General features: G+C 59.5%; 31 protein-coding genes. 7 read left to right on the top strand and 24 right to left on the bottom strand.

All coding sequences use genetic code 11. The annotated features are described in order from the left end of the window. Window positions 1-10: 10 nt before the first annotated feature. From AACY25_RS00130 to AACY25_RS00235, 23 genes are all read right to left on the bottom strand, one after another. Complete coding sequence (locus tag AACY25_RS00130; RefSeq protein ID WP_339521733.1) at window positions 11-589, bottom strand: hypothetical protein; 579 nt, start codon at window positions 587-589, stop codon at window positions 11-13. Beyond that, entirely contained in the window at window positions 568-1,122 is a 555-nt protein-coding gene (locus tag AACY25_RS00135) for a hypothetical protein (protein WP_339521735.1), read from the bottom strand. The genes AACY25_RS00130 and AACY25_RS00135 overlap by 22 nt, the downstream gene beginning before the upstream one ends. Beyond that, window positions 1,119-1,400, bottom strand: a complete 282-nt coding sequence (locus tag AACY25_RS00140) for a head-tail connector protein (protein WP_339521736.1) — start codon at window positions 1,398-1,400, stop codon at window positions 1,119-1,121. Before AACY25_RS00140 ends, AACY25_RS00135 begins: the two co-directional genes overlap by 4 nt. A gap of 8 nt (window positions 1,401-1,408) precedes the next feature. After that, on the bottom strand, window positions 1,409-2,023 hold the full coding sequence (locus tag AACY25_RS00145) for a methyltransferase domain-containing protein (protein ID WP_339521737.1): 615 nt from the start codon (window positions 2,021-2,023) through the stop codon (window positions 1,409-1,411). Further along, window positions 1,974-2,834, bottom strand: coding sequence for a hypothetical protein (locus AACY25_RS00150; RefSeq protein ID WP_339521739.1), 861 nt, complete (start codon window positions 2,832-2,834; stop codon window positions 1,974-1,976). The genes AACY25_RS00145 and AACY25_RS00150 overlap by 50 nt, the downstream gene beginning before the upstream one ends. A gap of 248 nt (window positions 2,835-3,082) precedes the next feature. Beyond that, a complete protein-coding gene (locus tag AACY25_RS00155; protein WP_339521741.1) occupies window positions 3,083-3,421 on the bottom strand; it encodes a hypothetical protein in 339 nt (112 codons plus the stop codon). A gap of 448 nt (window positions 3,422-3,869) precedes the next feature. Next, complete coding sequence (locus AACY25_RS00160) at window positions 3,870-5,072, bottom strand: phage major capsid protein (protein WP_339523770.1); 1,203 nt, start codon at window positions 5,070-5,072, stop codon at window positions 3,870-3,872. Window positions 5,073-5,257: 185 nt separating this feature from the next. Next, window positions 5,258-6,094: a head maturation protease, ClpP-related gene (locus AACY25_RS00165; RefSeq protein WP_339521743.1), complete on the bottom strand. Its 837-nt coding sequence runs from the start codon at window positions 6,092-6,094 to the stop codon at window positions 5,258-5,260. A gap of 3 nt (window positions 6,095-6,097) precedes the next feature. Continuing rightward, window positions 6,098-7,399 carry a phage portal protein gene (locus tag AACY25_RS00170; protein WP_339521744.1) on the bottom strand — a complete coding sequence of 434 codons (1,302 nt, stop codon included), beginning with the start codon at window positions 7,397-7,399 and terminating at the stop codon, window positions 6,098-6,100. Next, window positions 7,392-7,553, bottom strand: a complete 162-nt coding sequence (locus AACY25_RS00175; protein WP_339521745.1) for a hypothetical protein — start codon at window positions 7,551-7,553, stop codon at window positions 7,392-7,394. Before AACY25_RS00175 ends, AACY25_RS00170 begins: the two co-directional genes overlap by 8 nt. After that, the gene (locus AACY25_RS00180) at window positions 7,550-9,328 is read right to left on the bottom strand and encodes a terminase large subunit (protein ID WP_339521746.1); all 1,779 of its coding nucleotides are present in this window, start codon (window positions 9,326-9,328) and stop codon (window positions 7,550-7,552) included. Before AACY25_RS00180 ends, AACY25_RS00175 begins: the two co-directional genes overlap by 4 nt. A gap of 225 nt (window positions 9,329-9,553) precedes the next feature. Further along, window positions 9,554-9,970, bottom strand: a complete 417-nt coding sequence (locus AACY25_RS00185; RefSeq protein WP_339521747.1) for a hypothetical protein — start codon at window positions 9,968-9,970, stop codon at window positions 9,554-9,556. A gap of 136 nt (window positions 9,971-10,106) precedes the next feature. Next, on the bottom strand, window positions 10,107-10,496 hold the full coding sequence (locus AACY25_RS20870) for an HNH endonuclease (RefSeq protein WP_445262103.1): 390 nt from the start codon (window positions 10,494-10,496) through the stop codon (window positions 10,107-10,109). Beyond that, on the bottom strand, window positions 10,496-10,813 hold the full coding sequence (locus AACY25_RS00190) for a phage holin family protein (RefSeq protein ID WP_339521748.1): 318 nt from the start codon (window positions 10,811-10,813) through the stop codon (window positions 10,496-10,498). Before AACY25_RS00190 ends, AACY25_RS20870 begins: the two co-directional genes overlap by 1 nt. Then, window positions 10,806-11,159, bottom strand: a complete 354-nt coding sequence (locus AACY25_RS00195) for a putative holin (protein WP_339521750.1) — start codon at window positions 11,157-11,159, stop codon at window positions 10,806-10,808. Before AACY25_RS00195 ends, AACY25_RS00190 begins: the two co-directional genes overlap by 8 nt. Window positions 11,160-11,335: 176 nt before the next feature. Then, on the bottom strand, window positions 11,336-11,863 hold the full coding sequence (locus AACY25_RS00200) for a hypothetical protein (protein ID WP_339521752.1): 528 nt from the start codon (window positions 11,861-11,863) through the stop codon (window positions 11,336-11,338). A gap of 9 nt (window positions 11,864-11,872) precedes the next feature. Beyond that, window positions 11,873-12,193, bottom strand: coding sequence for a hypothetical protein (locus AACY25_RS00205; protein ID WP_339521754.1), 321 nt, complete (start codon window positions 12,191-12,193; stop codon window positions 11,873-11,875). Beyond that, window positions 12,193-12,540 carry a DUF1064 domain-containing protein gene (locus AACY25_RS00210; protein WP_339521755.1) on the bottom strand — a complete coding sequence of 116 codons (348 nt, stop codon included), beginning with the start codon at window positions 12,538-12,540 and terminating at the stop codon, window positions 12,193-12,195. The genes AACY25_RS00205 and AACY25_RS00210 overlap by 1 nt, the downstream gene beginning before the upstream one ends. 256 nt (window positions 12,541-12,796) lie before the next feature. Next, a complete protein-coding gene (locus AACY25_RS00215) occupies window positions 12,797-13,813 on the bottom strand; it encodes a tyrosine-type recombinase/integrase (protein WP_339521757.1) in 1,017 nt (338 codons plus the stop codon). A 225-nt stretch (window positions 13,814-14,038) separates the two neighbouring features. Continuing rightward, window positions 14,039-14,269 (bottom strand): hypothetical protein, encoded by a 231-nt coding sequence (locus tag AACY25_RS00220; protein WP_339521759.1) that lies wholly within the window; start codon window positions 14,267-14,269, stop codon window positions 14,039-14,041. After that, entirely contained in the window at window positions 14,266-14,940 is a 675-nt protein-coding gene (locus AACY25_RS00225; protein ID WP_445262123.1) for a replication protein P, read from the bottom strand. Before AACY25_RS00225 ends, AACY25_RS00220 begins: the two co-directional genes overlap by 4 nt. A gap of 8 nt (window positions 14,941-14,948) precedes the next feature. Beyond that, the gene (locus tag AACY25_RS00230; protein ID WP_339521764.1) at window positions 14,949-15,725 is read right to left on the bottom strand and encodes a DnaT-like ssDNA-binding domain-containing protein; all 777 of its coding nucleotides are present in this window, start codon (window positions 15,723-15,725) and stop codon (window positions 14,949-14,951) included. Beyond that, complete coding sequence (locus AACY25_RS00235; protein ID WP_339521766.1) at window positions 15,725-16,474, bottom strand: phage antirepressor KilAC domain-containing protein; 750 nt, start codon at window positions 16,472-16,474, stop codon at window positions 15,725-15,727. The genes AACY25_RS00230 and AACY25_RS00235 overlap by 1 nt, the downstream gene beginning before the upstream one ends. A gap of 147 nt (window positions 16,475-16,621) precedes the next feature. On the opposite strand from AACY25_RS00235, the gene AACY25_RS00240 reads away from it, so the two are divergent. Next, the gene (locus tag AACY25_RS00240) at window positions 16,622-16,855 is read left to right on the top strand and encodes a hypothetical protein (RefSeq protein WP_339521769.1); all 234 of its coding nucleotides are present in this window, start codon (window positions 16,622-16,624) and stop codon (window positions 16,853-16,855) included. A 596-nt stretch (window positions 16,856-17,451) separates the two neighbouring features. Here AACY25_RS00240 and AACY25_RS00245 read toward each other — a convergent pair. After that, window positions 17,452-17,658: a Cro/CI family transcriptional regulator gene (locus AACY25_RS00245; protein WP_339521771.1), complete on the bottom strand. Its 207-nt coding sequence runs from the start codon at window positions 17,656-17,658 to the stop codon at window positions 17,452-17,454. Window positions 17,659-17,763: 105 nt separating this feature from the next. Between AACY25_RS00245 and AACY25_RS00250 the strand changes: the two genes are divergently transcribed. The 6 genes from AACY25_RS00250 (at window position 17,764) to AACY25_RS00275 (ending at window position 22,746) form a co-directional block, all read left to right on the top strand. Further along, window positions 17,764-18,435, top strand: coding sequence for a hypothetical protein (locus AACY25_RS00250; protein WP_339521773.1), 672 nt, complete (start codon window positions 17,764-17,766; stop codon window positions 18,433-18,435). After that, a complete protein-coding gene (locus AACY25_RS00255) occupies window positions 18,407-19,198 on the top strand; it encodes a hypothetical protein (RefSeq protein ID WP_339521775.1) in 792 nt (263 codons plus the stop codon). The genes AACY25_RS00250 and AACY25_RS00255 overlap by 29 nt, the downstream gene beginning before the upstream one ends. Further along, a complete protein-coding gene (locus AACY25_RS00260; protein ID WP_339521777.1) occupies window positions 19,195-20,085 on the top strand; it encodes a hypothetical protein in 891 nt (296 codons plus the stop codon). Before AACY25_RS00255 ends, AACY25_RS00260 begins: the two co-directional genes overlap by 4 nt. 288 nt (window positions 20,086-20,373) lie before the next feature. Beyond that, window positions 20,374-20,904, top strand: a complete 531-nt coding sequence (locus AACY25_RS00265) for a DUF4760 domain-containing protein (RefSeq protein ID WP_339521780.1) — start codon at window positions 20,374-20,376, stop codon at window positions 20,902-20,904. Window positions 20,905-21,433: 529 nt separating this feature from the next. Further along, window positions 21,434-21,805, top strand: a complete 372-nt coding sequence (locus AACY25_RS00270; RefSeq protein WP_339521782.1) for a sigma factor-like helix-turn-helix DNA-binding protein — start codon at window positions 21,434-21,436, stop codon at window positions 21,803-21,805. Between the two features lie 71 nt (window positions 21,806-21,876). Then, window positions 21,877-22,746, top strand: a complete 870-nt coding sequence (locus AACY25_RS00275; protein ID WP_339521784.1) for a TAXI family TRAP transporter solute-binding subunit — start codon at window positions 21,877-21,879, stop codon at window positions 22,744-22,746.

A 22,746-nucleotide genomic window follows, 5' to 3' on the forward strand; every position in this document is an offset into this window, starting at 1 on the left:
GGGGTCAACCTCAGCGCAGCTCTTTGCGCATGCGCCTTGCGAACTCTTGTTGCAGGTAGGTGTTCACCCAACGGATGGTCTGGGTGCCGGTTAAATTCTTGAACCAGTAGGCCGCACTCGGGCCCATTGCCAGGCGGCGATGCGCCCAGGCCATGGCGGGCGTCTGCCGGGCACGCTTGCTTCGGGTGTCCCAAGGCAGCCTTTGTGCGCTGCTGGGGTTGATGAATCCTGCGGCAATCTTGCGGCCTGCCGGGCCGCGCACCCAAAGCCTGGCGCGCGTTGCATCGATCGCGTCGTAACCCCAGGTGTTGTAGTTGAGCAGGGTTATGCCAGATGACGAGGGGATGATGCGGCTGTTCATCCGCCGGGTATTGGCACGCTTTACCTTCATCGCTGCCCGCAGGCGCACTGGCTTAATGGCCCCACGCATGGGGTTGATGTAGCGCTCTGTTCTGGTTTTAGTCGCGGTGCTGTTAAGGGAGCCCCTTAACACCGGGTCAATTTTCTTGCCCTGCTCGGCCAGCTGACGGCTGGCGAGCTCGCCGCCGACAAATTGCACACTGGCCGTCAGGCCACCGGCGCTAGCCATAAGCCCCTCACGATTCCGTCATCAGACTGATCTGCGTAATCGATTACGTTGTAAAGAACGCCGCCCACTTCAATCTGGCTGCTGTCAGCCTGCGGGCGCCCTGCTTCTATCAGGGCCACCTCTGCGCGTGTTCGGTAGCTTGTGGCCTGCCCGAACTCGTCACGGTATGGCGCATCGTGAAGCAGGAACACACGGCAAGGCCGGGGCGGTTGGCCTTCGTGAATGGCGGCGGCGCACTCTCCTACAAATTCAGTGGCCGTGATGGCCAATTCAACGCGCTTGCCGGTGAAGTCTCTAACGCTGTCAATGTGGAATAGGCGCTCGGCGGTTGCTAAGTAGCGGCCCTGGCGCAATCGAGCATCCCACCATGCGCGTATCGCCACCTTGGCAGGGTTGCGTAGGCCCGTTGGGTAAGCCACATCGCCTGATTCTTTGGTTTGGATTTCGCACCACAGCCAGTCCAGCTGGCAGGGCTGCAGGTCGGTGCCCAGCTCCATTAGGGTGGCGGGCGTATCCAAGTGGCCCGCTTTCATATGCCCAGTCCAACGCGGTAGAAGTGCAGCATGTTCTCGGCTTTTTTGAAGTTGTTATCGCCGGTGTACATCTCTTCAGCCACTATCTTGATAGCCAGGGCTACGCTGCTGGGGATATCAACCTCTACATCTTCTGCATCCAGCCACGGGATTGGGCGGTCTATGAATTGCGTGGCGTAATCAATGGCGGCGTCGAGCTTTTCCTGCAGGTTTTCATCATCGGCGTCATGCCGGATATGCATATGCCGCTTCAGCTCGGCGAGTGTTGGTACTGGCATGGCAGACCTCAGCGGTAACGGCGGAAGGCGAAGCTGGTGATGCCATCGCGGCCCAGCTCGGACTCGCGCTTGTTGATCTCGACACAGCCAAAGCCCTGGCGGGCGAACCACGCGATCAGACCGCTTTGGGTCCAGTACCAGAGATGCTCGCCAGGCTTGTAGTGCTTACTGGTCAGGCAATCGCTGAGGCCGTAGTAGATCGGCATGGAGACAAAGACCCACTCACCAACCTGGCCCAACAGCTTCTCTGGCTCCGGGATGTGCTCGAGGCTGTCCCAGCAGCTGATGGCTTCAGTGCCATGGGCATAGATATCAAAGAAGCGATCGCCAGACTTCAACCAGGTCACTGCTTCGGCGTTCACGTCATAGCCCCAGCCATCCGCATCCAGCACGAAGCGACCACCGCCGATTCCAACATCTACAACGCCGCCTGCGTAATGGCGCTTGACCATAGCCACGCGGGCGGCAGTAAGGGCGGCGCCCATGGGGGTGGCGTCCAGCGCCTGGTACTTCTCGAAGTACGGACCGCTGTAGTCCATCGGTGGGCGCGGGTGGTAGCCCATGCCCAGCTCCTCAGACCACAGCAGGCAGTCGGTCAGCCCATTCGGCAAAGCGCTGGTCATAGTTGGCGATTCTCTTGTCACAGGTGTGTTGCCGCTCAGTGCAGCGGCAGAAGTTGTCCGGCACGGCGAAGGTCAGCCGGCTGGTGTCCATTGCTCGATCGGTAATAAGTTCCGGTGCGTTGTAGCCACCCTGCCCGCCGCAGACGATCCAGGCCGGGACGCGGGCGGCGATGCTGGCCGGGACAATCCAGCCGATGCCGCCGATTACTGCGGCAGACCCCTGAAGCAGTGCGAGCAGCTGCTCAACCGGGAGCTCTCCCGCGTGATAGCGCACGTCAGCAGCAGGCAGTGGATCAAGCGCCCACTCTTGCCCAGGCTGAAGGTCAGCGACTGAAACCAGCCGGTACCCGCGTCGGCGCATCTCGGAAGCTGCATTGGCGATGTATTCCGGTAGCGGGTTGCGCGTATCGGCACGCCACTCAGCACGGGCCGTGACTGGCCGCACGACTACATAGCGACCCTCAACCGGCGACGGGCCAAAGGCCGGCAAGTCCAGTGGCGCAGGCTGCACCCGGAAGCAGTTGCGCATCCCGTTGTAAATGCCGTTGCCGCCATATCGAATGGTGGTCGTGCTCTGCCCTGGCGGAACCCTTGCCCACTTGGCATGCCTGGCCATGTTCTTGGCCTGAGTACGCAGATCGGTGGCGGGCCGCACACAGCGGACGTGCGGCATGTCCTGGTACAGCTCAGGCCAGGGGGTTTCAAGAAACACTATGCCGGGCAGTTGACGCAGGAAGGCGCGTTGATAAATGCAATCGCCCAGGCCTTTCATTCCGCGAATCAACACAATTCCACCCTTCTCATGTTGCACGGCGCTGCCACTTTCCGGAGGCGGGCCGCCCCGCCCGCCCCAGTTGAGCACCACAGCGTCAGCTAAATACCGCGCCCCAAAGACGGCGCAGAAGGTCAGGTTTGCGCTTACTCGCAGACGTGGCCACCCAGCGCGCGACAACATGGGGGCGATTAAATGACAGTGCCCCGTTTAGCCAGGGGTCATGGCCAAGGGCAATAGTGCCTTCCGCCAACATCTTTTCTACTCGCCGCATCGCGGCTTTCTCTTCATCGGTAAAGGACTGGCTCATTTAAGGCTTGCTCCAGCGGCATGCGCGGGAAGCAGGTCAATGCTGTTTCCCGGGTGCAGTTGATGATTTCGATACTGGGATGGTCTTTGCGCAGCTGCTCGAACTGCGCAGGCCAGTCCGTTATGGCCCCGGCGTTGCCCAGCTTTGCCGGGTGATCGCCATGCCAATGGCGGCGGCCGCCGGTGTATTGCATGTCATAGCCCAGCAACAGCACACGCTTAGCACCGCGGGCGATGGCCAGCGCTACGGCGCCGGCGCCGGAGTTGCCGTATTCGCCAACTCCGGCCGGATGAGCGCCGTACTGGTTAAGCCGCATCGACAGAAGTTCACCGGAAAAGCCTTGGGCTTCTTGCCCGTATTGCTTCCACCAGGCCCTGTCGATTGCGAACAGAGCATCAGCCCATGCCGCCAGCCTGAACGTGGTGTTTACGCAAATTACTCGCCGCGCTTCTTCCGTGGCTTGGCCGCGCCAGGCGCGGACGCGCTCGCAGTCGTCTGCGATGAGGCTTGGGCCGCTGGCGATGCAGACGACGGTGTGCCAGGCCCAGGCTTTGGGGTTATTTCTTCCGGCTCAAGGATGGCGCAAAGGCCACGCGCCTCAAGCTGTTTTGCGTGCTGCAGCCCCACGGTATAAGCCGGGCTGCGCGCAGTGCGAATTCGGTCGCCGTCCTTGTAAGAGCGGAGCGGCTGGATTTGTACATCGGTCATGAGCACCTCAACAGCATGAGCCGGCGAACCGGCCCATGCTGGCAGCACAGGGTGGATTAGGTCGCAGTGAGCGAGCCAGTTACGAACGCCTCTTCGCGGTACACGGCAAATGCCAGGCGAGACTCGGCACGGACGGTGACCATGTTGTTTTCGAAGTCCTTGTCGTTCTCTGTGGAGATCAGGATCTCGACGTCCATGCGATCGAAGATCTGCGAGCCGAGCGCGAAAGCACCAACCAGGAAATCGTCTTGCGGCATGGCCTGGGTGGCTACCACTGGCCGACGCCACAGCATCGGCTGGGTATTACCTTGCGGCTGACCGATGAGGTAGTTGCCGTTGGCGTCCTTCAACAGCTCGATCATCGCCCAGTCGATCGGGTTGAGAACGATGCCGTCAGACGGGAACTCAGCCAACTCGGCCTGCAGCAGCGCCAGGCGCAGCCGGTCGATGCGTTGCTCGCCTGAGATAACCACGCCACCAGGCGCAGAATAGGCCTGGGCAAGCGGCACGATACCGGCCAGGTTGGCACCGGTGCCGTTACCGAAAAGCAATTGGCCTTCCTCAGCCAGCTTGAGGCCATAGTTGCCGCGCGCGTTGATAAAGCTTTGCAGTGCCGGGGCATCGTCCAGGATCTGGCGACTGGCCTTAAACAGATGCGCCAGGGTGCGAACTGGCGCGTTTTCCAAGCCGAAGGTCAGGTCCGAATACTGTTTGGCACCGCCCTCAGTGACGGGCCCGGCGCTGTTGGTGAATCCGGTTTCCTTAACGTATTCAACTGCGTTACTAGAGGTCTGGCCCGGGGCGATAAGATCGCGAATGGTCAAGCGGCGCTCTGGAATAGCCTGAATACCATAAAGGCGCTCGGCGACTACCAGATCGCCGCCGGAACCAGGCACCGAGGTGATAGCGGCGCGCGGTACCGCAATGCGGCGCGAACCGCGGAACGAAGAGTCGACGCCCTCCATTTCCTTGGAGGCTACTACCAACTCACCAACAGACTGAGGGCGATCGCCTTGATCGCGCGGACGACTGGCATTAACCAGCTTCTGCTCGGCTTCCTGCAGGCGTGCTTGCAGCTCGCCCTGTTTGGTGAGCATCTCGTCGACCTTGGCGCGGGTTTCACCGTGCATCTCGCCGGTGCGCTTGATTTCCTTCTCGGTCTGCTCGGCGTAGGTTTTCAGCTGGTCGCCGACGTCTTTGAGGTTGGACTGCACTTCCTTGTACTGGGCTTCGATATCGGCCTCACCGAGCTTACCCATCTGGGCGCGCATACCGACGTAACGGCTGTTGCCAGGCTGGATGAATGCGGTGGCAGCGGCGACTACTGCAACAGCGACCACAATGGATTGAATGCTGACGCCGATAGTAATCGGCACCAGAGCGGCGACAGCCAGGACGGCCATTATGAACAGCGGCGAAAGACGGAATTTCATGGCGTGAATCCTCATGCGGGAAAGGAGAGCTTTGGGAGTGGTTCCAGGTTCAGCTCGACAGCGCGAGGCGTATCGGTCGGGACAGCGCGAGGCGTGTCCCCGCCAGCAGCGCTCGGCGTGCTGGGCTTGAAGGTGGCGAACATTTCGCGGCGTTCAGTGCGGGACATGCCGGCTTTGGCCAGGGCCATATCCATGGCCTTGAGGGCGCTGGCTTGTTTGGCTTCTGGGTCAGGGCGCTCGACCACTTCTTCCGCAGTTAGCAGGCTGGTGGCCAGGCCAAGCTCTAAGGCTCGCTTGCCGCGAATGAAGGTTTCGTCGTCCATCAACTCAGCCATGTCTTCCACTGGCTGGCCGCTGGTTTCTGCGTAGAGGTCGGCCATGGCCGCGTCGAACTCTTGGAGGTCGTCGGCTACATCGCGCAGGTAATGGCGGTTGCCGGCGAGCCAGGTCCAGCAGTTGTGGATCATCAGGAAAGCGCTGCTCGCTACTTGGCGCTCTGCGCCGGCGAGGTAGATGACAGATGCTGCAGACGCGGCCAGGCCAAGAACTTTGGTGTTGACCTTTTGACTGTGCTCGCGCAGGCGGTTGTAGATGGCAATGCCTTCGAACATGTCGCCGCCCGGCGAGTTGATGTAGACGTCGACCGGTTTGTCGCCGATGGCGCGCAAGGCGGCATCAATACGCTTGAGGGTGACACCCTCGCCGAACCAGTCCTCACCAATGATTCCGTAAATGGTGATGGTGTCGGAGGTGTTTTCAACTGCGGCCTTGATGGCCGGGTTCCATTTCTCGAGCGCGCGCGGGCTCAGCTCGGAGCGAATGCTCCCAGCTTTGATGTTCAGCTGCATGGGTTACTCCTTGGACGGCTCGACGAGCCAGGCTTGCAGGGCGGCGCGGGCGGCTTGGCCGTCGCTGCTTTGCCCCAAGAGGTCTAGTGGTGTGAGGTTGGTTTGCACGGTAAGCACGTCGGCGTTGCCACCGCGGCGGGGCAGGTTCTCCCGCACACGGCAGTCGTCTCGGGTGTAAATGCCGTTCTGGGTCATGCTGCTGTAGAACGCTGATCGGGCCGCGCTATCTGCGCGCAATAGCCCCTCAAGGGCGAACTCGGCGTAATGGGTCATGCGGTCAACGGGGCTCATCAGCTGCTTGCCAACGCTCTTCTCGATACGCCGCAGCCAGGTGGTGAGCGAGAAAGTCAGGAAGCCGAGCACCTGCTGCTCAAGGCCGCTACCCCAGCTTGTGTTCTTCTCGGTGTGACCAACCATCCAGGGCGGCACGCGGAAGAAGCGGCACACCTCTTCAACGCTCCAGCCGCGCGTTTCCAGCAACTGAGCATCGGTCGGGTTGATGCCGATCGATTCCGGGGTTACACCCTCTTCCAACACAGGAGAACGCCCAGCATTCAGAGCGCCGGATACGGTCTCCACATACTGGCGAAACTCGTCACGCTGCTCCTTCTTGAGGACGCGATTCACCTTGAAGGCTACTGTCGGCATCATGCCGTTCTTAAAGGTGCCGTTCGCGGCATCTTCAGCGGACATGGCGGCACCGATAATGTCGGCGCCGTAGCAGATCGGGGATAGGCCTATGCGCCCATCAAGGCTGAAGGCCGGGATGTGCAACAGGTTTTCTGCAAGGATTTCCCGCTCGCCTTCATCCGGGTAGTTGTAGAAATAGCGCAGCACTGAGTTCTTAAATTCCAGACGCATGCGGCCTGGAAGAAGGAAGGTCAGCGCAATAACACGCCCTGCAGACCGGTGCTGTTCTGCATAGGCGTTACCACGTAGCAGCATACTGGCGACCATAGCCTCCCAGAACTGGACTGGGCTCATGTGCTCGTTTGGTGATATGGCCAGCACGGTGTACAGCGGGTGATTTGTATCCGCCACTCGGCCGCCATCCGGCAGGCGTCGGTAAACACCGAGCGGGAGCGTGGCGATGGTTTCAGCGATCAAGCGGACACAAGCCCATACCGCGGACACACGCATGGCGGTATCAACCGTCACACTTTTGCCCGAGCTCGACTGACTGCCGAACAGCTGGCTCCAGAAACCGCCATCAGTAAGGCGGATGGTTTTACCCATCCAGTCACTCAGGCTGGCGCTTGGTTGGTGCGCCGCAGAGTTCAGGGCCTGCAATAAGGACTTAGCCACCCGTCATACCCCGCCGAATAAAACCCGCGATGCAGAACATGGAGGCAGCCCCCGCCAGCAGCGCATAGCCCGTACCGGCGAGCAGCCAGACGCCAGCGCACAGCAGACCGAAACCAACCAGGCCAGCCAGGATGAAGCAGGTAAGTGCGCTCATGCGATCATCGGGTTCCGTATTGCATTCATGAAGTCGTCCTCATCGTCCTTCTCTTCGGATTCAAGCGATGAGACGCCGATGGCCATCAGTAGCGCGGCCATGTCATCGATCTTGTCGGCGCTTCGCTTCTTGTCTGGCGCCATATTCAGGTTGTCGTCTCTCCTGGCGATCAGGTTTGAGGCGCACCAGTTCAGTATCTGGTCGCCGCCATGAGCCAGCGCGCCGGAGATGTAGGCGCGCTCTAGCGCCTGCATTGCAGGGTGGTAGGAGCGCGGCCCCTGGATGAACTCGATCATTGGCAGCTCAGCGGCAACCAGGCGGTTTACCAGGTCACTGGCGTTCCACCGGTCATAGGCAATGAGTTGGACGTTGAAGTCCTGGCAAACCGCCCGGACGTCAGCCTCGATGACCGCGTAGTCCGTTACGTTGCCTTCGGTTTGCTTGAGCAGCCCGGCTTCTACCCAGGACTGATAAGGAACCGTGCCCCTCTCTGTGCGGTAGGCGACCGCGCTCTCCGGTGCCCATCGCCAGCCGTAGGTGTAATAAGTGCCATCGACAAGCCAGACCAGGCGGAATGAGCAGAGGTCAGCGGTGCTGGCCAGGTCGAGCCCACCCCAGCAGGGGTATGCACGCAGCCAGTCGAGATCAACTTCTCCACCACAGGCCTGCCACTTGTTCAGATCAACCCAACCATCAGCAGTTGAGGCTGGGCGGTTGAGGCGTTTGATTCGAAACTCGGCGAGCTTCGATGGCATCTGCTTGGCTTCGATGGCCTCCTTGCGGATGGCGGCCATCAGATGCGGGTTCACATCCATCAGCGGGTTGGCTTTTATCCAGCACCGCTCATCAAATTCATCGTCTGGCTTTATGCCTTGCGACTTGTCTTCATCATCGACCGCGTAGAACACCACCAGGAAGTGATCGGCCGTTGTGCCGAACAGCCCTGCCAGCAGCTTCTTGGCGAACATCCTGATCTCGGCCCATGGCCCAGGGTTTGTGTAGCCCTCGGTCGTGGTGTAGAGCCAGAGCGGGTTACTGCGGGCGCCGGCGGCGGATGTCAGAACGTTGAGCAGATCGGCCGTCTTGTGCGCGTGTATCTCGTCCAACCCCACGTGTGAGGGGTTCAAGCCGTCCTGTGTGGATGCCTTTGCATGGATCGGCTTGAAGGTTGCGCCAGTCTCAGCCCGACTGATGGCCTTGGCCCAGGTCTCCAGGCCGAAGGCCTCGCGCAGATCGGCAGTCTTCTCCACCATCCGCTTGGCGGTATTGAAGATGATCGACGCCTGCGGGAACGTGGTAGCTGCGCTGATTACCTGGGCGCCCTCTTCCGGCTCGCAGCATTCGCAATACAGCAGGATGCCCGAGGCAAGCGTGGACTTGGCGTTCTTCCGTGCAACAGCAAACAAAGCCGATGTGTAACGACGCGGGCGGAAATCGCCATAGCCGTCAATGTGCGTCGCGTCGCGCTTGCGGAACCCGAAGAGCTGCACGGTGAAGAACACGTGCGATGGATGCATCACAATCGTCGGAGTTACCCACTTACCTTCAACGTGCGGCAGCTTCTCGATGAAGTCGCATGGGTCGTTGGCGTGCCACTCATCAAAGATGAATGGACAGGATTTCTTCTTGGCGCGCTTGAGGTCATCAAGGAAACGGCGAGCAGCCTGGCGAATTAGTTTGCCGTGCTTCTTGCGACCTCTATCGGCTACAGCGGCCTTGGCATAGTCGACGGCGATCTTGACGTAATCACGATGACCCTCGAGAGAAGAAGCCATGGAATACATCCCAAGTTGCCAGAAGATCGTTTATTGCCCTTGAAATTTGGGCCTTTTTCTCCGGCGAACTTTTCATAAGTCGAGCGCGGTCATACCGATAGCGAGCCCTGATGATTTGTTTGTCCGCATATCCCTGGGCCCATACAGGAAACCCAGCCTTTGCCGCTGACTTGAGTTTCCGGCGCGTGATGCGCTCGGCCTCACAAAAGGCAACCATGATTAACCTCAACTACGGCGGGTTCCGTTGTTTGCAAACTTGTTGCCCTTCGGCTTCTCGCCGCTGCTCGATACTTTGCGGCGGCTGGCTGGGGTCATACCGAATTCGGAGAAGAGCGCCTTCAGCGCTCCGTCTTCCGAGGCAGTCAGCTCCATGCCGGCCTTGGCCTTCTGCCGAAATCTCTGCCAGGCAAAGCACAGCTGTTCCAGCGAATACAGATCCACGACCTGCAGCACTCGAGCGCTGACCAACTGGCGGCCGAGGTTTCGCCACATCTCAACCCCGTCAGGGTTCAGGTGCTGGGGAGCCTCGGGGAAATCCTCAACCAGATCATATTCAGGCGCGTCCGGAACCTCGCGATCCGGGCGATCAGTACCAGCCAGAACCTTGAGGTGCGGAGCCGTCGGCTTCCGTCCTCTGCTCATTACGCATCCTCAAAAAACCATTTTCTAATTTTGACGGTGCGAAAATTTGGCTCCCCCCGTCGTTCGGGGATTGAATTTGCCCAGACTTTTGACCCACCCCCACCCCACCGCTTGCGGAGCCTGCTAACCAGGCCCGTCAAGCGCGATTGGAGGTCAGCCCAACCTTCTCCCCAACCCTGTTGTGGCATGGCCGGCAGAGGGCGCGCAGGTTGTCCCACTCCAACGACAATTCGGGATGGGTCTTGCGTGCTTTTATATGGTCAGTGATGTCGCTGGCGGCGGAATCGCACTCTTCACAAACCGGATGACACTTGCGGTAGTAGGCCGCGAGCTTCTTCCAACGCTCTGTCTTGTAGAAGGCATCAGAATCATCGCGGCGCGAGTTGTAATCCTTGTGGGCAGCCTTCTGCTGAACCTCACGGCGGGCATCTGCCAGCGCCTTGTGCTTAGTGCATCGATGCGAACCGGCTACAGACGGCTTACCACACGCAGCCTCAGAGCACATGCGCGGCGGCCTAACCGGCATCAGCTGCCGGCCTTGCGGCGCTCCTGCCCCGACCACGCTGATGGATCACGCAGCACGCTTGAAAGATTGCCGCCGCAGCGGACTGTAGCAACCGTGAAGACGGCGAGAACCACAACCAGCGGCCACTCATAAGCCTGCACAGATAGCTTGCCCTGGGCTATGAATAGGACCATCGCGCCCGCGCAACCCATCAAGATGGTGGCAACCACCGAGACGCCGCGGCGAAATCGAGCGCCGCCTCGGCGGTAGGTGAACAACCGAACAAATAGGGCAGCACTCAGCGCCATGGTGAACTGAGTCAGGATGACGCTAATCATGTGCACCCCCTGGCGAACCAAGCCCACCGCGGCGGATAGCTGCGAGAGAAATAGTCACCACCAGAAGTGATGCACCGAAAGCGGCAGGGCCTGGGAATGCAAACGGACGCATACCCCATAGCTCGAACTCGCCAACAGCTGGTGACAGCAAATAGCCCATCACGAACGAAGTGAGGAAGAACAAGGTCCGCTGCCAGACAGGCAGCTCGCGCGTGGTTGTGAAGTACAGCAGCGCTCCGAACAACGCACCTACAGCGGCTTCAGCGTTGATACCAGCCAACAGGCCAGCGAAACCGGCGCCAACCGCGCCCACGACCACAATAGAAGTGGTGCTCGGCTCAGCCATCGGCGTTCTCCATCGAATAAAAAAGCCCGCGTGTGACGGCGGGCAAAGCTGTCGGTCAACAGCTGAGGGATCAGAAACGAAAAAGCCCCGGCACAATGGCCAGGGCTTTTGAGGCAATCTGATGTTCACGCACCAGACCGCAGATTGGCAAAACATACGGCCACTCGGCCACACTGTCAAGCAGAGACCGATTCGATCAGGCCTCTTTCCTCGAGCACTGGCGTAGCCGCACAGAAGGCTGCATTCACCTGATCCTCCAGCCAGCGCTTGGCGTCTTGCCGCCAGCGGCGAAGAGTGCGCTCTGGCGTTCCATCATTGTCCCAGGTGTGCAGCTGATAGAACGCCTCAGGCAGACGGCGAGGGATCGCCCAGGCCGTCACGCACTTCATGCGAAACAGATGATGTGCAGGGCAAACGATGCGCGGAACCAGCCAGTGGATAGCCTGCGCGACCTCAACCTCATTAATACTGTACTTAGCCGCCAGCACCTGCCAGGCCAGATCTGGCAGCTCACGGTGCAATGCGGCGCGCGTCATGCTGTCCTGGGTCAGCCGTTCACTCTCAGTCAACCCATCACCTACGCCGCGGGCCTCTGGGAACCCAGCCTGATACTGTCGTTGCCACTCAGCCTTCTTGGTGCCGTCGATGGTCTCGATGCTCATCACTCGCGCGATGACGTGGCCAACATCTCTATAAACGCCCATGGCTATCCCCTAATCGCCAGTGAGGTGCGCGCCGTTCACGCCCCTCTTGTTGTTGCCCTGGTAGTCCGCTGCTGGCCCTGTGACAGGCACCAAGCCAGCGGCCTCCAGTTGTTCTCTTTGCTGCTCAACCTGGCGGTTCGCCCGGTTCAGCCTTACTCGAAGCTGTTGCACCATCTGCTCAAGGCTCAGTGCCTGATTGGTTGCGCGATCGATCAGCCCAGCACCGTTGCAGCCAGCGCAGGTCAGCACGTGGAAGATGCCTGGCGTCACGCCCTTGCCCTGGCATATCTCGCAACGCACCAACGGGATCACCGCAACCATGCGCCCCATCAGAATTCCTCGACCAGCCATCCGGTGTTGCGCTTGCCACGCTGTACACCGAAGAACTTGAACGGGTACATGCTGGCGGCCACCTTGGTCTTCACCCGGGCGTCATCCGTCCAGAAGCCCTTCACCTCATGCACCTCCAACACGCTCTCGGCATTCATCACAAAGAAGTCGGCGGTGTAGAAGGTGTTGTCAGCCAGGCGCAGCTTCACGCCCTCGAAGCGGTACCACTGGATCTCGCCGGCATGCAGGCGCTGCTTCAGCAGCAGGTCATAGGCAGCCTCGGTCTTATTCATGGCGCCTTGCTTGAGGCGGCCGAGAGCCTGCAGCTGCTTCACGGCGGCAGTCATCAGCTAAGGCTCCGATCGCTGCTGACCGGCAACGCCAGCTTCACCTCAATGGCACCAAGAAGCAGATCGCGATGGCGAGTTACCTCTGCAAGCTCAAGCCGAGTCGCCTGGTGTTCATCGTGAGCGCACATGTAGCACTGAGGCAGAGGGGAGCCCTCCTTGTCAGCCCAGTTATCAAACTGCTCGAACCGAAGGCCGTGTTTGGTGCACTCCAAAGTCGTTTTTCTGCTCATCTTCATCCTCTACAATTGAAAACTCAGGAATCGTCGCCAGCGCCCGTAGGCTCTGGGGTTTCTGGATTTGGTGAGGATGCAGGAGCGGCCATATCCAAGCCGTGCGCGAGGCTGAAACCACACTCATCAAGGCGGGCATGCCAGCGCTCCAACGCCTCTCGGCACCGCTCCATCACGTCACGGGTCAGGTAGGTTTCCGACACCTTGCCCAAGCTGTGATTAATCAGCCGCTCACCGATGAAGAAGTCGACGCCAAGGTCAGCCAGGCAATCGCGCATCAGCTTGCGCAGGTCATGGCTGGACCACTTGCCGGCCGATACCGACCGGAACATGGCACTGGCCGTTGTTGGCGACAGGCGAGCACCACCGCGCACCGGGAACACCCAATCGATCTGCGCCCGAGCATCCGGCAGCGCCTGGCGATAGCGCGCCAACAAGGCCAGCACCTGAGGGGTAAGCGGCAGGATGTGCTGGCGGCGGGACTTGCAATTCAACTCAGGCAGCACCCACACCCGCTCTACCAGCGAAATGTGCGACCACTGCGCCTGCAGCGTCTCGCCAATGCGCGTGCCATGGGCCAGCATCAGCAAGGGCAACAGGCCATTCACCGGGTCGCGGTTAAAGTTCTCAGCCAGCTGCTGCACCAGGGCTGGCAGATCAACCCGAGACAAGCTGGCCGGCTTACTGCCAATGGCGCCGCGGTGAAAGCTTTTGAAGGTCAGCGAGGCCATCGGGTTGGCCTTGATGCGCCCGGTTTTTTCAGCCAGCAAAAAGGCCTGACGCAGCGCCTGGAATGCCTTCTGCTGAGTCCCTGCCTTCTTGCCGTCTTGCGTCATCGGCCAAACCAGCTTGTCATCCAGCACACGGCGATCAAGCTTGGTGATGAGCACCTTACCCAAGGCCGGAACGATGTTCTTCTTCACCATCGAGCGCGTGCTGCGCTTGTAGCTGTCTGATGTTTCGCGGTTGCTCTCAACCCGCTCCAGCCACCAAAGCAGCACATCGCCTGCAGTGCGCATCTCGCCGCCCTTCCCGGCCATCAGTTGCCACCTACCGACTTGCTGGCCTGGATATCGGCGCTGATCAGACGCGGCACGTCATCGCCGGCATCCGTGTAGGCAAAGGGCGCGGCATCGCCAGGGCGGGTGATCATGAACCTCTCAGCTGGTGGCTTGGTTTTCGCAACGGTGTAGCCGCCATCAGTCAGCCAGCACCCAGGGATTGGCTCGCGTCGACTATCCAGCTTTGGTTTCCAGCGGATTGGCTCACCCATCAATCAAAGCTCCACCCCGTACCTGCAAAACCCTCACGCCGCGCTCGATCCGTACCGGGTCACGCCCGGTGATGCTCCAGCCGGCAGCCAACAACTCATCGATACGCTGCCGCAATGCAGGACGCTGGCGCGGCACCCGATGCTGCTGGCGGTTCCACTCAAGCCGGCGCATCTCCAGCTCAAACTCTTCGGCTTGGCTCAACACTCGACCCCGCGTACTCATGAACGACCAGCTCCAACCCGCTGTTTCATTGCGGCCAGCGCAGCTCTGCCAACCTCTGGCGTGCTCGGCCCGGCGTGCTCGGGCAATGCAGCAACCGGCACCGGCGCCAGCACTTCACCGCGGCCAACCTTCTTGCACTGGTCCAGGTACTTTTCCTCGAAGCGCTTCAAGCCAAGCGCACGGTCAAGCCGCTGCAGGCTGTACCAGCCGGCGGCGACTGATGCGTGGTAAACGGCTGGGTGCGACCACTTGCAGTGGCCAACCTGGGAAGGGTGGGTATTGCGCAGCGCTTGCTTGTAGGCGCGCTCAACATCCGGCAGCCCGAAGGCCTCCGGCGCAAAGCACCAGCGCACGAAAGCACCCACCGAGGGGACATAGCCTGGGCCAGACTGGGCGCGAGCCATCCGCACGCCATAGCTGATCTGCGACACATCACGAATGCCAGCCACCATGAACTCGGCGATCCACTCCCGCTTCGCCGCATCACACTCCGCGTCCGTTGGCCACGAAGTGCGCCAGGCACCACAAGCGCCCTTCAGACGCAGGAACAGATCCTCGACCACTGCGCGAGTGGCGGGGTCAATCTTCACCCGAGTACCAGCGTTCGGCGCCGCTGCAATGTGCGCCGCAGGCTTGGCAGCAAGGCTTTTAGCCACATCAGCGGCCGACACTAGATCCTTCACAGAATCACCTCCTGCTCAGCCCAGTCAGCCCTGTCGCCCTGCCTGGGAGGGAATGGCCGCACGTTGCCGCTAGCGTTCTGCGTCTGATCGCGCTTAACCCACTTGACTAGAAGGCTTACCCAGGTCGCATGGGTTTCAACGCGACCGCTTGGCGTGTAGTGGCAGGTGAACAGGCCGATAGCGTCATCGGTGAACGCGTCCAGCTTGATGCCGGCTGCGAACGCATAGGCTTTGAGTTGATCAGGGTCCGGCTTCCAGCTCAGGTGCATTTCGCTCGGCGCCGACGGGTTACCCTGGCCATCGCCAGAGGAACCACTCGCGCCTGTAGAGTTGTGTTGATCTTCTCTTCTCTTATCTTCTCTAGGTAACGCATCACTAACGCTGCCGGCGTTACTTTTAGCGTTAGCAGCAGTACCGCGCGCCTTGTGGGAAGCAGCGCGCTTTGCCCCTAGAAGCCGCTTCTTAGCGGTCTCGCCGTTGTGGCGGCCGAAGTTTGGCAGAGCGATCCAGTGCCCTTCCTCACCATCAACCTCAACCATCCACCCGACATAAATCATCGAATCGCAGAAGCCGGTAACACCAACCAAACGATCCAGTAACCTTTTGCTAACGCTCGGAGCGTTACCATCTTCGGTGTGCTGATCGAACCAACCCCAAACGCGAAGCAGCTTGCCCACTACGGCATCAGGGTCGATGCCAGCCAAGTCAGCCAGCTGGCAAACCTCGGGCTTGTCCAGGGTGATCAGCTCGAACTTGATCCAATCCCCGGCCATTATTGAGCCCTCCCCAGATTCTCAGCCAGCTGGGCCAGGCCTTTAGGAGTTACGCGCACCTGTGAGGCCAGGCGCTGAGCACCATCATCTTCAGTGCCCAGCACGGTCACCTTGTGCTCCAGCACCCCCTGCTGCAGCCTTGGATCAAAGCCCAGCCAGTGCGCAGAGCCAGCGCGGCGATATATCCATCGGTTGTCCTGCAGCCACTGCAATAAGCACTTACGCTGAACGCCTAGGTGCTTTGCGGCGTCGGTCAAACACAGCGTGCCGCGTGAATCCGCAATACGCGCCAACGCCTCCACCTTCGGCGCTTGCTCATTCAGCACCAACTGCAGGTGTGTGTTCTGCTCCGCCAGATCGGCAGCAAGGCGCAGGGCCTCCGGCAGGGTCTGCGGCACACTTGGGCTGGCGGCTTGCTGCTCCAGGGCCTGCCAGCGGTCAACCAGCGCAGCGGTGAACTCTGGGCACAGCTGCGCAACCACCACAAAGCTGTCGCGCTTTGTCACCTGATACACCTTGGTAACAACCAAGCGCCCCGACCCGTCTCGGTAGGACTCATCCCCCACTGGGGGTTGAGTGATAACCGACCGATCAACCAGGCGGTCAATGGACTGCTTAACCTTGTCGTGTCTCGAGCCAACCAGCTCCGCGATTTCGCGGGAGGTCATCGTGTGACGCGCCACGGTTTGCGCAATCTGAAAACGTGGCGCGCCGTTGGTGGTATTGCTTGAGTGAGTGTCTATGTGCATATAATTGGCCTCACATGTTGTTGCTGTTGAAGAAGCCACCCTGCCAGGTGGCTTTTTTGTGCCCGCGATTTGGCATCGCTACAAAGGTCGGAACCTCGCTGCTACGCTGGGAAGCTCTGACCCAACTCAGCGAACCAGGAGGTTCCGATGACCGTCGAACTTACGGAGGAGCTGCTCAGCTCCGTCATGCAGCACATCAAGGCCAACCCGCGCACAACCGCAATCTGCAACCTGGAAGGCGACAGAGAGCAGAACCTGTTAGCGGTTCGAGAGCTGCGGCGGCGGGGCTTAATCAAAGGGGTGTTCCTTGACGACTCAAGTCGGCCTGGGGATCGGCTGGGGGCGTTTCTTCACGATGCGGCCCGGCTGGAGCCTCTATAAGGTTGTCGCCAGGTGGGCAAGCCAACTCGGTTTGCCCGTTTAGGCGCGCAAGGCACCACGCAAGCTCCTTCATCTCCTGGCTCAGGTCGTTGCGCGGCTCAAGCATGCGCAAGCCATGCACGGCCTCGTTCATAGCAAGGCCGCTGCTCACCAGCGCCAGCACATGCCGCACGCGGGTGAGGACGGCCGACACATCACCTACAACCTCTTTGGCAATACCTGAGGGGGCCGGGTTGCGGAACGGCGGCTTTTGCGGCCGAGGTGGTGCTGGGTGACCTGTAACCATGTTGCGTTCCTTTGGCGTTGGTACTGGATAAATCACCACTGGTATTGCGCGACTGCTCCAGGGCTCTCTGCATCGTTAACCTGTCACTACTCGATCACTGACAGGGGCTAACCCATGCAACCGACCGTTGAATCACTCCAGGGCGAACTGCTGGCCCTTCGTTGTCATCTGGGAGCGCTGGAAGAAATGCTTCCCCTCCCCGATCAGCTCCGCTTTAGGGCGAAGCTCGAAACCTGTTCACTGTTGCTACGCCCTCAAAACCCTGGAGATCGGCAAGCCGCGTTCGACCGCGCAACGAATTCGTTGGCGGCTAAGCGGCGGACTTCTTCGGCACCGCTTGAGACGGGAACGGGCGCAGTTCTTCAGCCGTGAAAGTGCCGTCATCGTTCTCGGTGACGAACACTGCTCGCCCGACCCGCAAGGCCTTGCTGATCGCGCCCTGCGTGCAGCCGAGGAGAAGCGCGCATTCTTCTTGAGTGCGCGCTTCTACAAATTTGGTGAGTGGGGTGCGTTTCATGGGGCGCTCCGGTTTCTTTGTCTCGCAAAGTATTACTCGCGGTCTTGATTTAATCAAGACCAGCGGTCTTAGAAAGATTAATACCGGAAGTCATACGCTCAAGTGATGAATAAACCACCAAAAAAGCGCGAGCTGTCTGAAGAAGAAAGGCGCGAGTGCGCGGCGCTGAATGCCATCTACAAGGCAAAAAAGAAGACGCTTGGGGTCACTCAGGAACTTATTGCTATTGAGGGCCTGAAGGCGAGCTCGCAAAGCGCCGCTAGCCATTACCTGACTGGAAGAAACGCCCTAAACACCGAAGCAGCGGCTGTCTTTTCCCAGTACCTCCAGGTTCCCATCCGAGATTTCAGCCCTCGACTCGCGAAAGACATCGCGTTGATGGCCAAGAGTGTTGTGACTCCATCTGGGCCTGAAGGGGTTTCGGAACAGTCTGGCGGATATACCTCGGAGTCCCCCGTTCGCGAAAACTCCAAACAAGCATCAATTCCTCCGGTTGCCAGGTTCATCATTTGGGCCGCAAACCAAGGCCGGCTCAGCGCTGAAGACCTGTCCGAGATTTATAGAACAGCAAGCTACCTCGCCAGCAAGAATGCCGCCCCAGGTGGGGCTGTGGATTTGCCGGATCATCTGGACGGGCTAGCTGAGGCCGCAGTACGCGCGGCTGAACAAGGCGGAAACCCAGAAGACCTACTGAAAATGGTAGGGCATGGCCTCAACAGGGCCCAGCCAAAGGAAGGCCAACTCAAAGATGGCAAACGAAAAGCCAGCAGTTCTTGATATTCCGCTTGGTGCGTTCCTGCAGGGTGAAGCGGTCGATGACCCTGATGTAAAGGGTCAGCACCCACTGTTTTATGGCACTGTCAGCGGCCTTAAAGGCTTCAAGCGCGATGTGCATGCCTACGTCAAAGTGCTGCCAGCTGAAAGGCTGTTCGCGGAAACAATGAGCGCTACCATCGGCCGTTACTTCGGCCTGCCCATACCTTTTACCGCGCTTGTAGTGGCTCGCGGTGCTGCCGTTGGCCGTGGTAGCGGCAAGTGCGTGGCACTCGCAAGCGTCGACACCAACGCAGTGCCGATCAGCAGAATTATCAGCTTCGACAGGGTCTCACAGCTGCTCAACACCTGGTCAGGCCTGCATGCGGCGATTGTCTATGACGAACTGGTTGCAAACCCTGACCGCAACCTCCGCAATATGCTTGTCGGTGCCGATGGTGCTATCTGGTTAATTGATCATGAGGAGGCCCTGGCGGAACCTGTTGCAATGGCAGGGTTCAACATCCGTAACCACTTGCTGCAAATGGTCATTACAGAGGTCTCAGAGTTCGAGCGGCACCAAGCCGGCAAAAAGCTCAAAGGCAAGGCTGCACCCATATACAGCATGGACTTTGCGGCGCACGCGCAAGCAAGCCAACCAGGTTACTGCCAGGTTTCTGCTGAACATGTGAGCCGTGTTGTGGCGTTCCTTGAGGCCCGCGTCCATCATATGAGCAAGCTTGTGGATACCGCACTTGGCATCAAACAACAGACTATGGCGATATGATCGAGACGCTTCCCGACCTTTCTGGCTTCCCGCCGCTGCCCGAATTTGAAGCGCAGTGGGCGCCCGTGTATCTGGAGCCAATTGTGCAATCCGGTGAGCGGCTAACCATCGCGGTTGTTGCCCGCTCCGGTTCGGAAGTAACCGGATGCCTGACCATCAGTGAGAAGGCTCTCAAGTGCCTGTACGGCGAGTCTGCACACGGAATGCGCCAAATGATGAGCCTGGCCCTGGAGCGCTCAATTGAATACGCTCGCGGTGGCTTTGCAGGTCAATTTTCTGCTGGCATGCACGGCGTACAGATTGGTCGCATCCGCGAAGGGCTTGGTGAAAACATGCACCACATCCTGCAGCAGGCCTGCAGCCTTACCGCCAGCCTTTCTTCAATTCATGCAGATGTCCTGCAGGATGAGCCAGAAGAAGACGCCAAGGCGATCGAGCACACCCTGGCGCGTTTGCGCGATGACATCCAAGGCAGAGTGCTTGGCATACTCCCCTCCCTCCGGGACCGCTTTAACCTTCCACTAAACACACATGGCGTAGAGGGCGCGCGCGGGCATGTGTTCTTTGCAGGCAATAAAATGGCCGCCAATATTGCCCGCATGAAGCCATCGCAGCAGATAAGCCGCCACGTCGACGGGGCCAAGAGTCGCCTGTGGGACCTTCACTTCATCAAAAGCAAGATGGCTGATGCTCCCCAAAGCAAGTGCACGCTGTTCATCTGGACGCCCTCCTCGCTTGATCGTTTCGACCGCGCATTGATCAACGACTATGAGCAGCACCTCGATGATCTTCAGCGCCAGAGCAAGGTCGACGGGATTGAGCCGCGTGTGTTCTACAACCCCGAAGAGGCCGCAGCGGCCATCATTGATTACGAGCGCGCTGCCTAGGTTCCGCCACTCCCGCGCCACGTTTTCGCATTTCTCAAAACGTGGCGCGTGATTTCTTGCGATAATACTTCCCCGTACCCATAATGATTATGTCACCAGCGAAAGCTGGCAGGAGTCTGGGTCCCTTCGGGTTGACCCAGCAATACCTACTAAATCGCAATGACCAGGAGGGTAGATATGAACCGACTAATTAAAGATGAGTACGACGGCATCTAAGACCGTTCTACACCCGACAAGAAGGAGGCGAAAGCCTCCTTCTTTTTGCCCAGAATAATGGAATTTATTGCCATGGAATCCGACCTGTTCAAGTTTTTTTCGAGCACCTTCGTCAACAGCATCATCCTGCTTGGCGGGGTCATTGCTACGCTTTGGGCTATACGCAGCGCGCGTATCGCCACGCTTACCACCATCGACAACAATCGCGTCATTGCTCAACAAACAGAAACAGCCTTGTTAATGTTCCACTCCAGGGCAGACGACATGCTGCGCGCGGGCTACAAGACCATCCGCGAGCTGCACGACTGCAACGGTGACAACATCGTCGCCTACGCCACTGATGCAACCAAACGCGCTTCAGACAAAAATGAGCAAATCCGCTATGTGCTCAACCATTGGGAGCGCATTGCTGTCTGCGTGTCACACAAGATCTATTGTGAAGACATCCTGAAAGACAGCATGTACACCACCGTAGTGAATGTTTTCGAGCAGGCGGATCCCTTTATCCGCGCCCTGCGCAAAATCGCGGGCACCGAAACCATCTACCAAGACCTTGAAACCATGGTAAAGCGCTGGAAGGACAAGCCACTCCAGAAACGCTAGCCCCACTGCACATAAGAAGCCCGCCATTGAGCGGGTTTTTTCATGCCCTCCTAGATTTTATTACCGCAGGTCTTGATTATTAATATGACCGCTGCTAATTTAATCCCAAGCCAAGCAGCACAGGCCAGGCCGAAAAGCCGCCACTCTTTAACAACCGAATGCACCACTCAGTCCCGACAGGTCCGGAGCAATCCGACAGCCTGAGCGATGGTGGCTAAACCGACTGATACGCCAGTGAATCTGGCCCACGCCCGGCTCTGGTTACCGCGCCAGTTCGACCTGCTGACGTTTCTGGAGTCAGCAGCCACCGCACTGCAATGCCAGCACTCCCTGCCGGAGCCAAGATGAGGCGCTCCGCCGGCACAGTGCAAAGCGTTGAGAAGGAATGCCTCCCGGGTGGCGAATAACCCAGCACAGACAGCCAGAAGAACCACCCCGCAATGCCAGTAGCAACGCGGCGCAGCATCAAGAAGTTTTCGCTGATGCAGCCTGGCAACAGGCTGCATTGGGAAAGCAACAGGAGATGAACATGGACAACACCATCGAGGCAGCAGGCTGGCGCGGCCGGCTCAACGCAGGGCTCGCCCCGCGCCAGCTCGAAGCGCTGATCTACGCATGTGCCGACATGACCAGCAAAGAGATTGCGCGGCTTATGGGCATCAGCCCAAAGACCGTGCAACAGCGCCTGGATGATGCCCGCTTCAAGCTGGGCAGGCAGCGCACTGTGCGCGGCCTTTGCCTTGAAGCCATGAAGCGCGGAATCGTCGCCCCGCTGGCGGTGATCATCCTGCTCAACTGTTGCGCCATGCAGCAAATGCCAAGCGTTCGCAGGCCACCCACCGCTCCAAGGGTGGCGCATGCGCGCATCAACCGCCGCGGCGAATACGAGTTCTGCGGCTGATCCACCCCGCAAAACAGTTGTAAAGCATCGCTTTACAACTCAACCCAGCACCAGCAACCAAAGGACGCACCATGAAGACCAAAGCACTTCTGCTCGCCCTGCTCATCAGCGTGTCATCGCTGGCCAGCGCAGCACCCAGCACCCTCAACTTCTGCACCGGCGGCGAAGGTGGCTTCTACCAGGACCTTGGCAAAGCCATCGGCACCAGCATCACCAAGAACACCGACATCCATCTCAACGTGCTCACCACCGGCGGCAGCGTCGAGAATGCCGAGCTGATGAAGGACGGCGACTGCGACATTGCCATCATGCAAGCCGACGCCGCGGTCACCAAGCCGCTGCCCACTGACGTGAAGATCGTCGACGGGCACATGGAGCAGGTCTACTGGCTCCACGGCCCCAGCGGCATCGAAGACTTCGGCAAGATGGAAGACGACGCGGTTGCCAAGAAGTACGCCTTCGCGGCCGTGGCCGGCTCCGGTGCCCTGGTCACCGTACGCAACTGGATCGAGACCGACGACGACTACAAAGGCGCTGTCATCGTCGAGTTTGACGACTGGTACGCCGCAGCCGAGGCGGTGGCGCAAGGCTACGTAAAGAAGGCAGGCGTCACGGTGGAGATCGCCGGCATGCTCTACATCGGCCGACCTGGCAAGATTACGAGCGACATTACCGAAGACTTTGGGACTCAGATTCTGATTGGCGAGGTCAACGACAGCTCGTTTGCCAACGCCAAGGACGCCAACGGCAACCCGCTGTACACCGCCTGCTCGGTTGACTCCAAGCTGGCCAGCGGCCTCAAGACGTCCACCTTCGGCAGCCCGGACACCTACTGCCTGCGCGCCCAGATCGTCTACAACAACGACTGGCACCAGGGCGACAAGAAGCTTCGCCGCGGCGTAGACAAGGGCATCAACAGCATCGTCAAAGCGGTGCGCTGA

Origin of the sequence: Pseudomonas sp. EA_35y_Pfl2_R111 (assembly GCF_963970955.1) — a bacterium.
Classification (GTDB): domain Bacteria; phylum Pseudomonadota; class Gammaproteobacteria; order Pseudomonadales; family Pseudomonadaceae; genus Aquipseudomonas.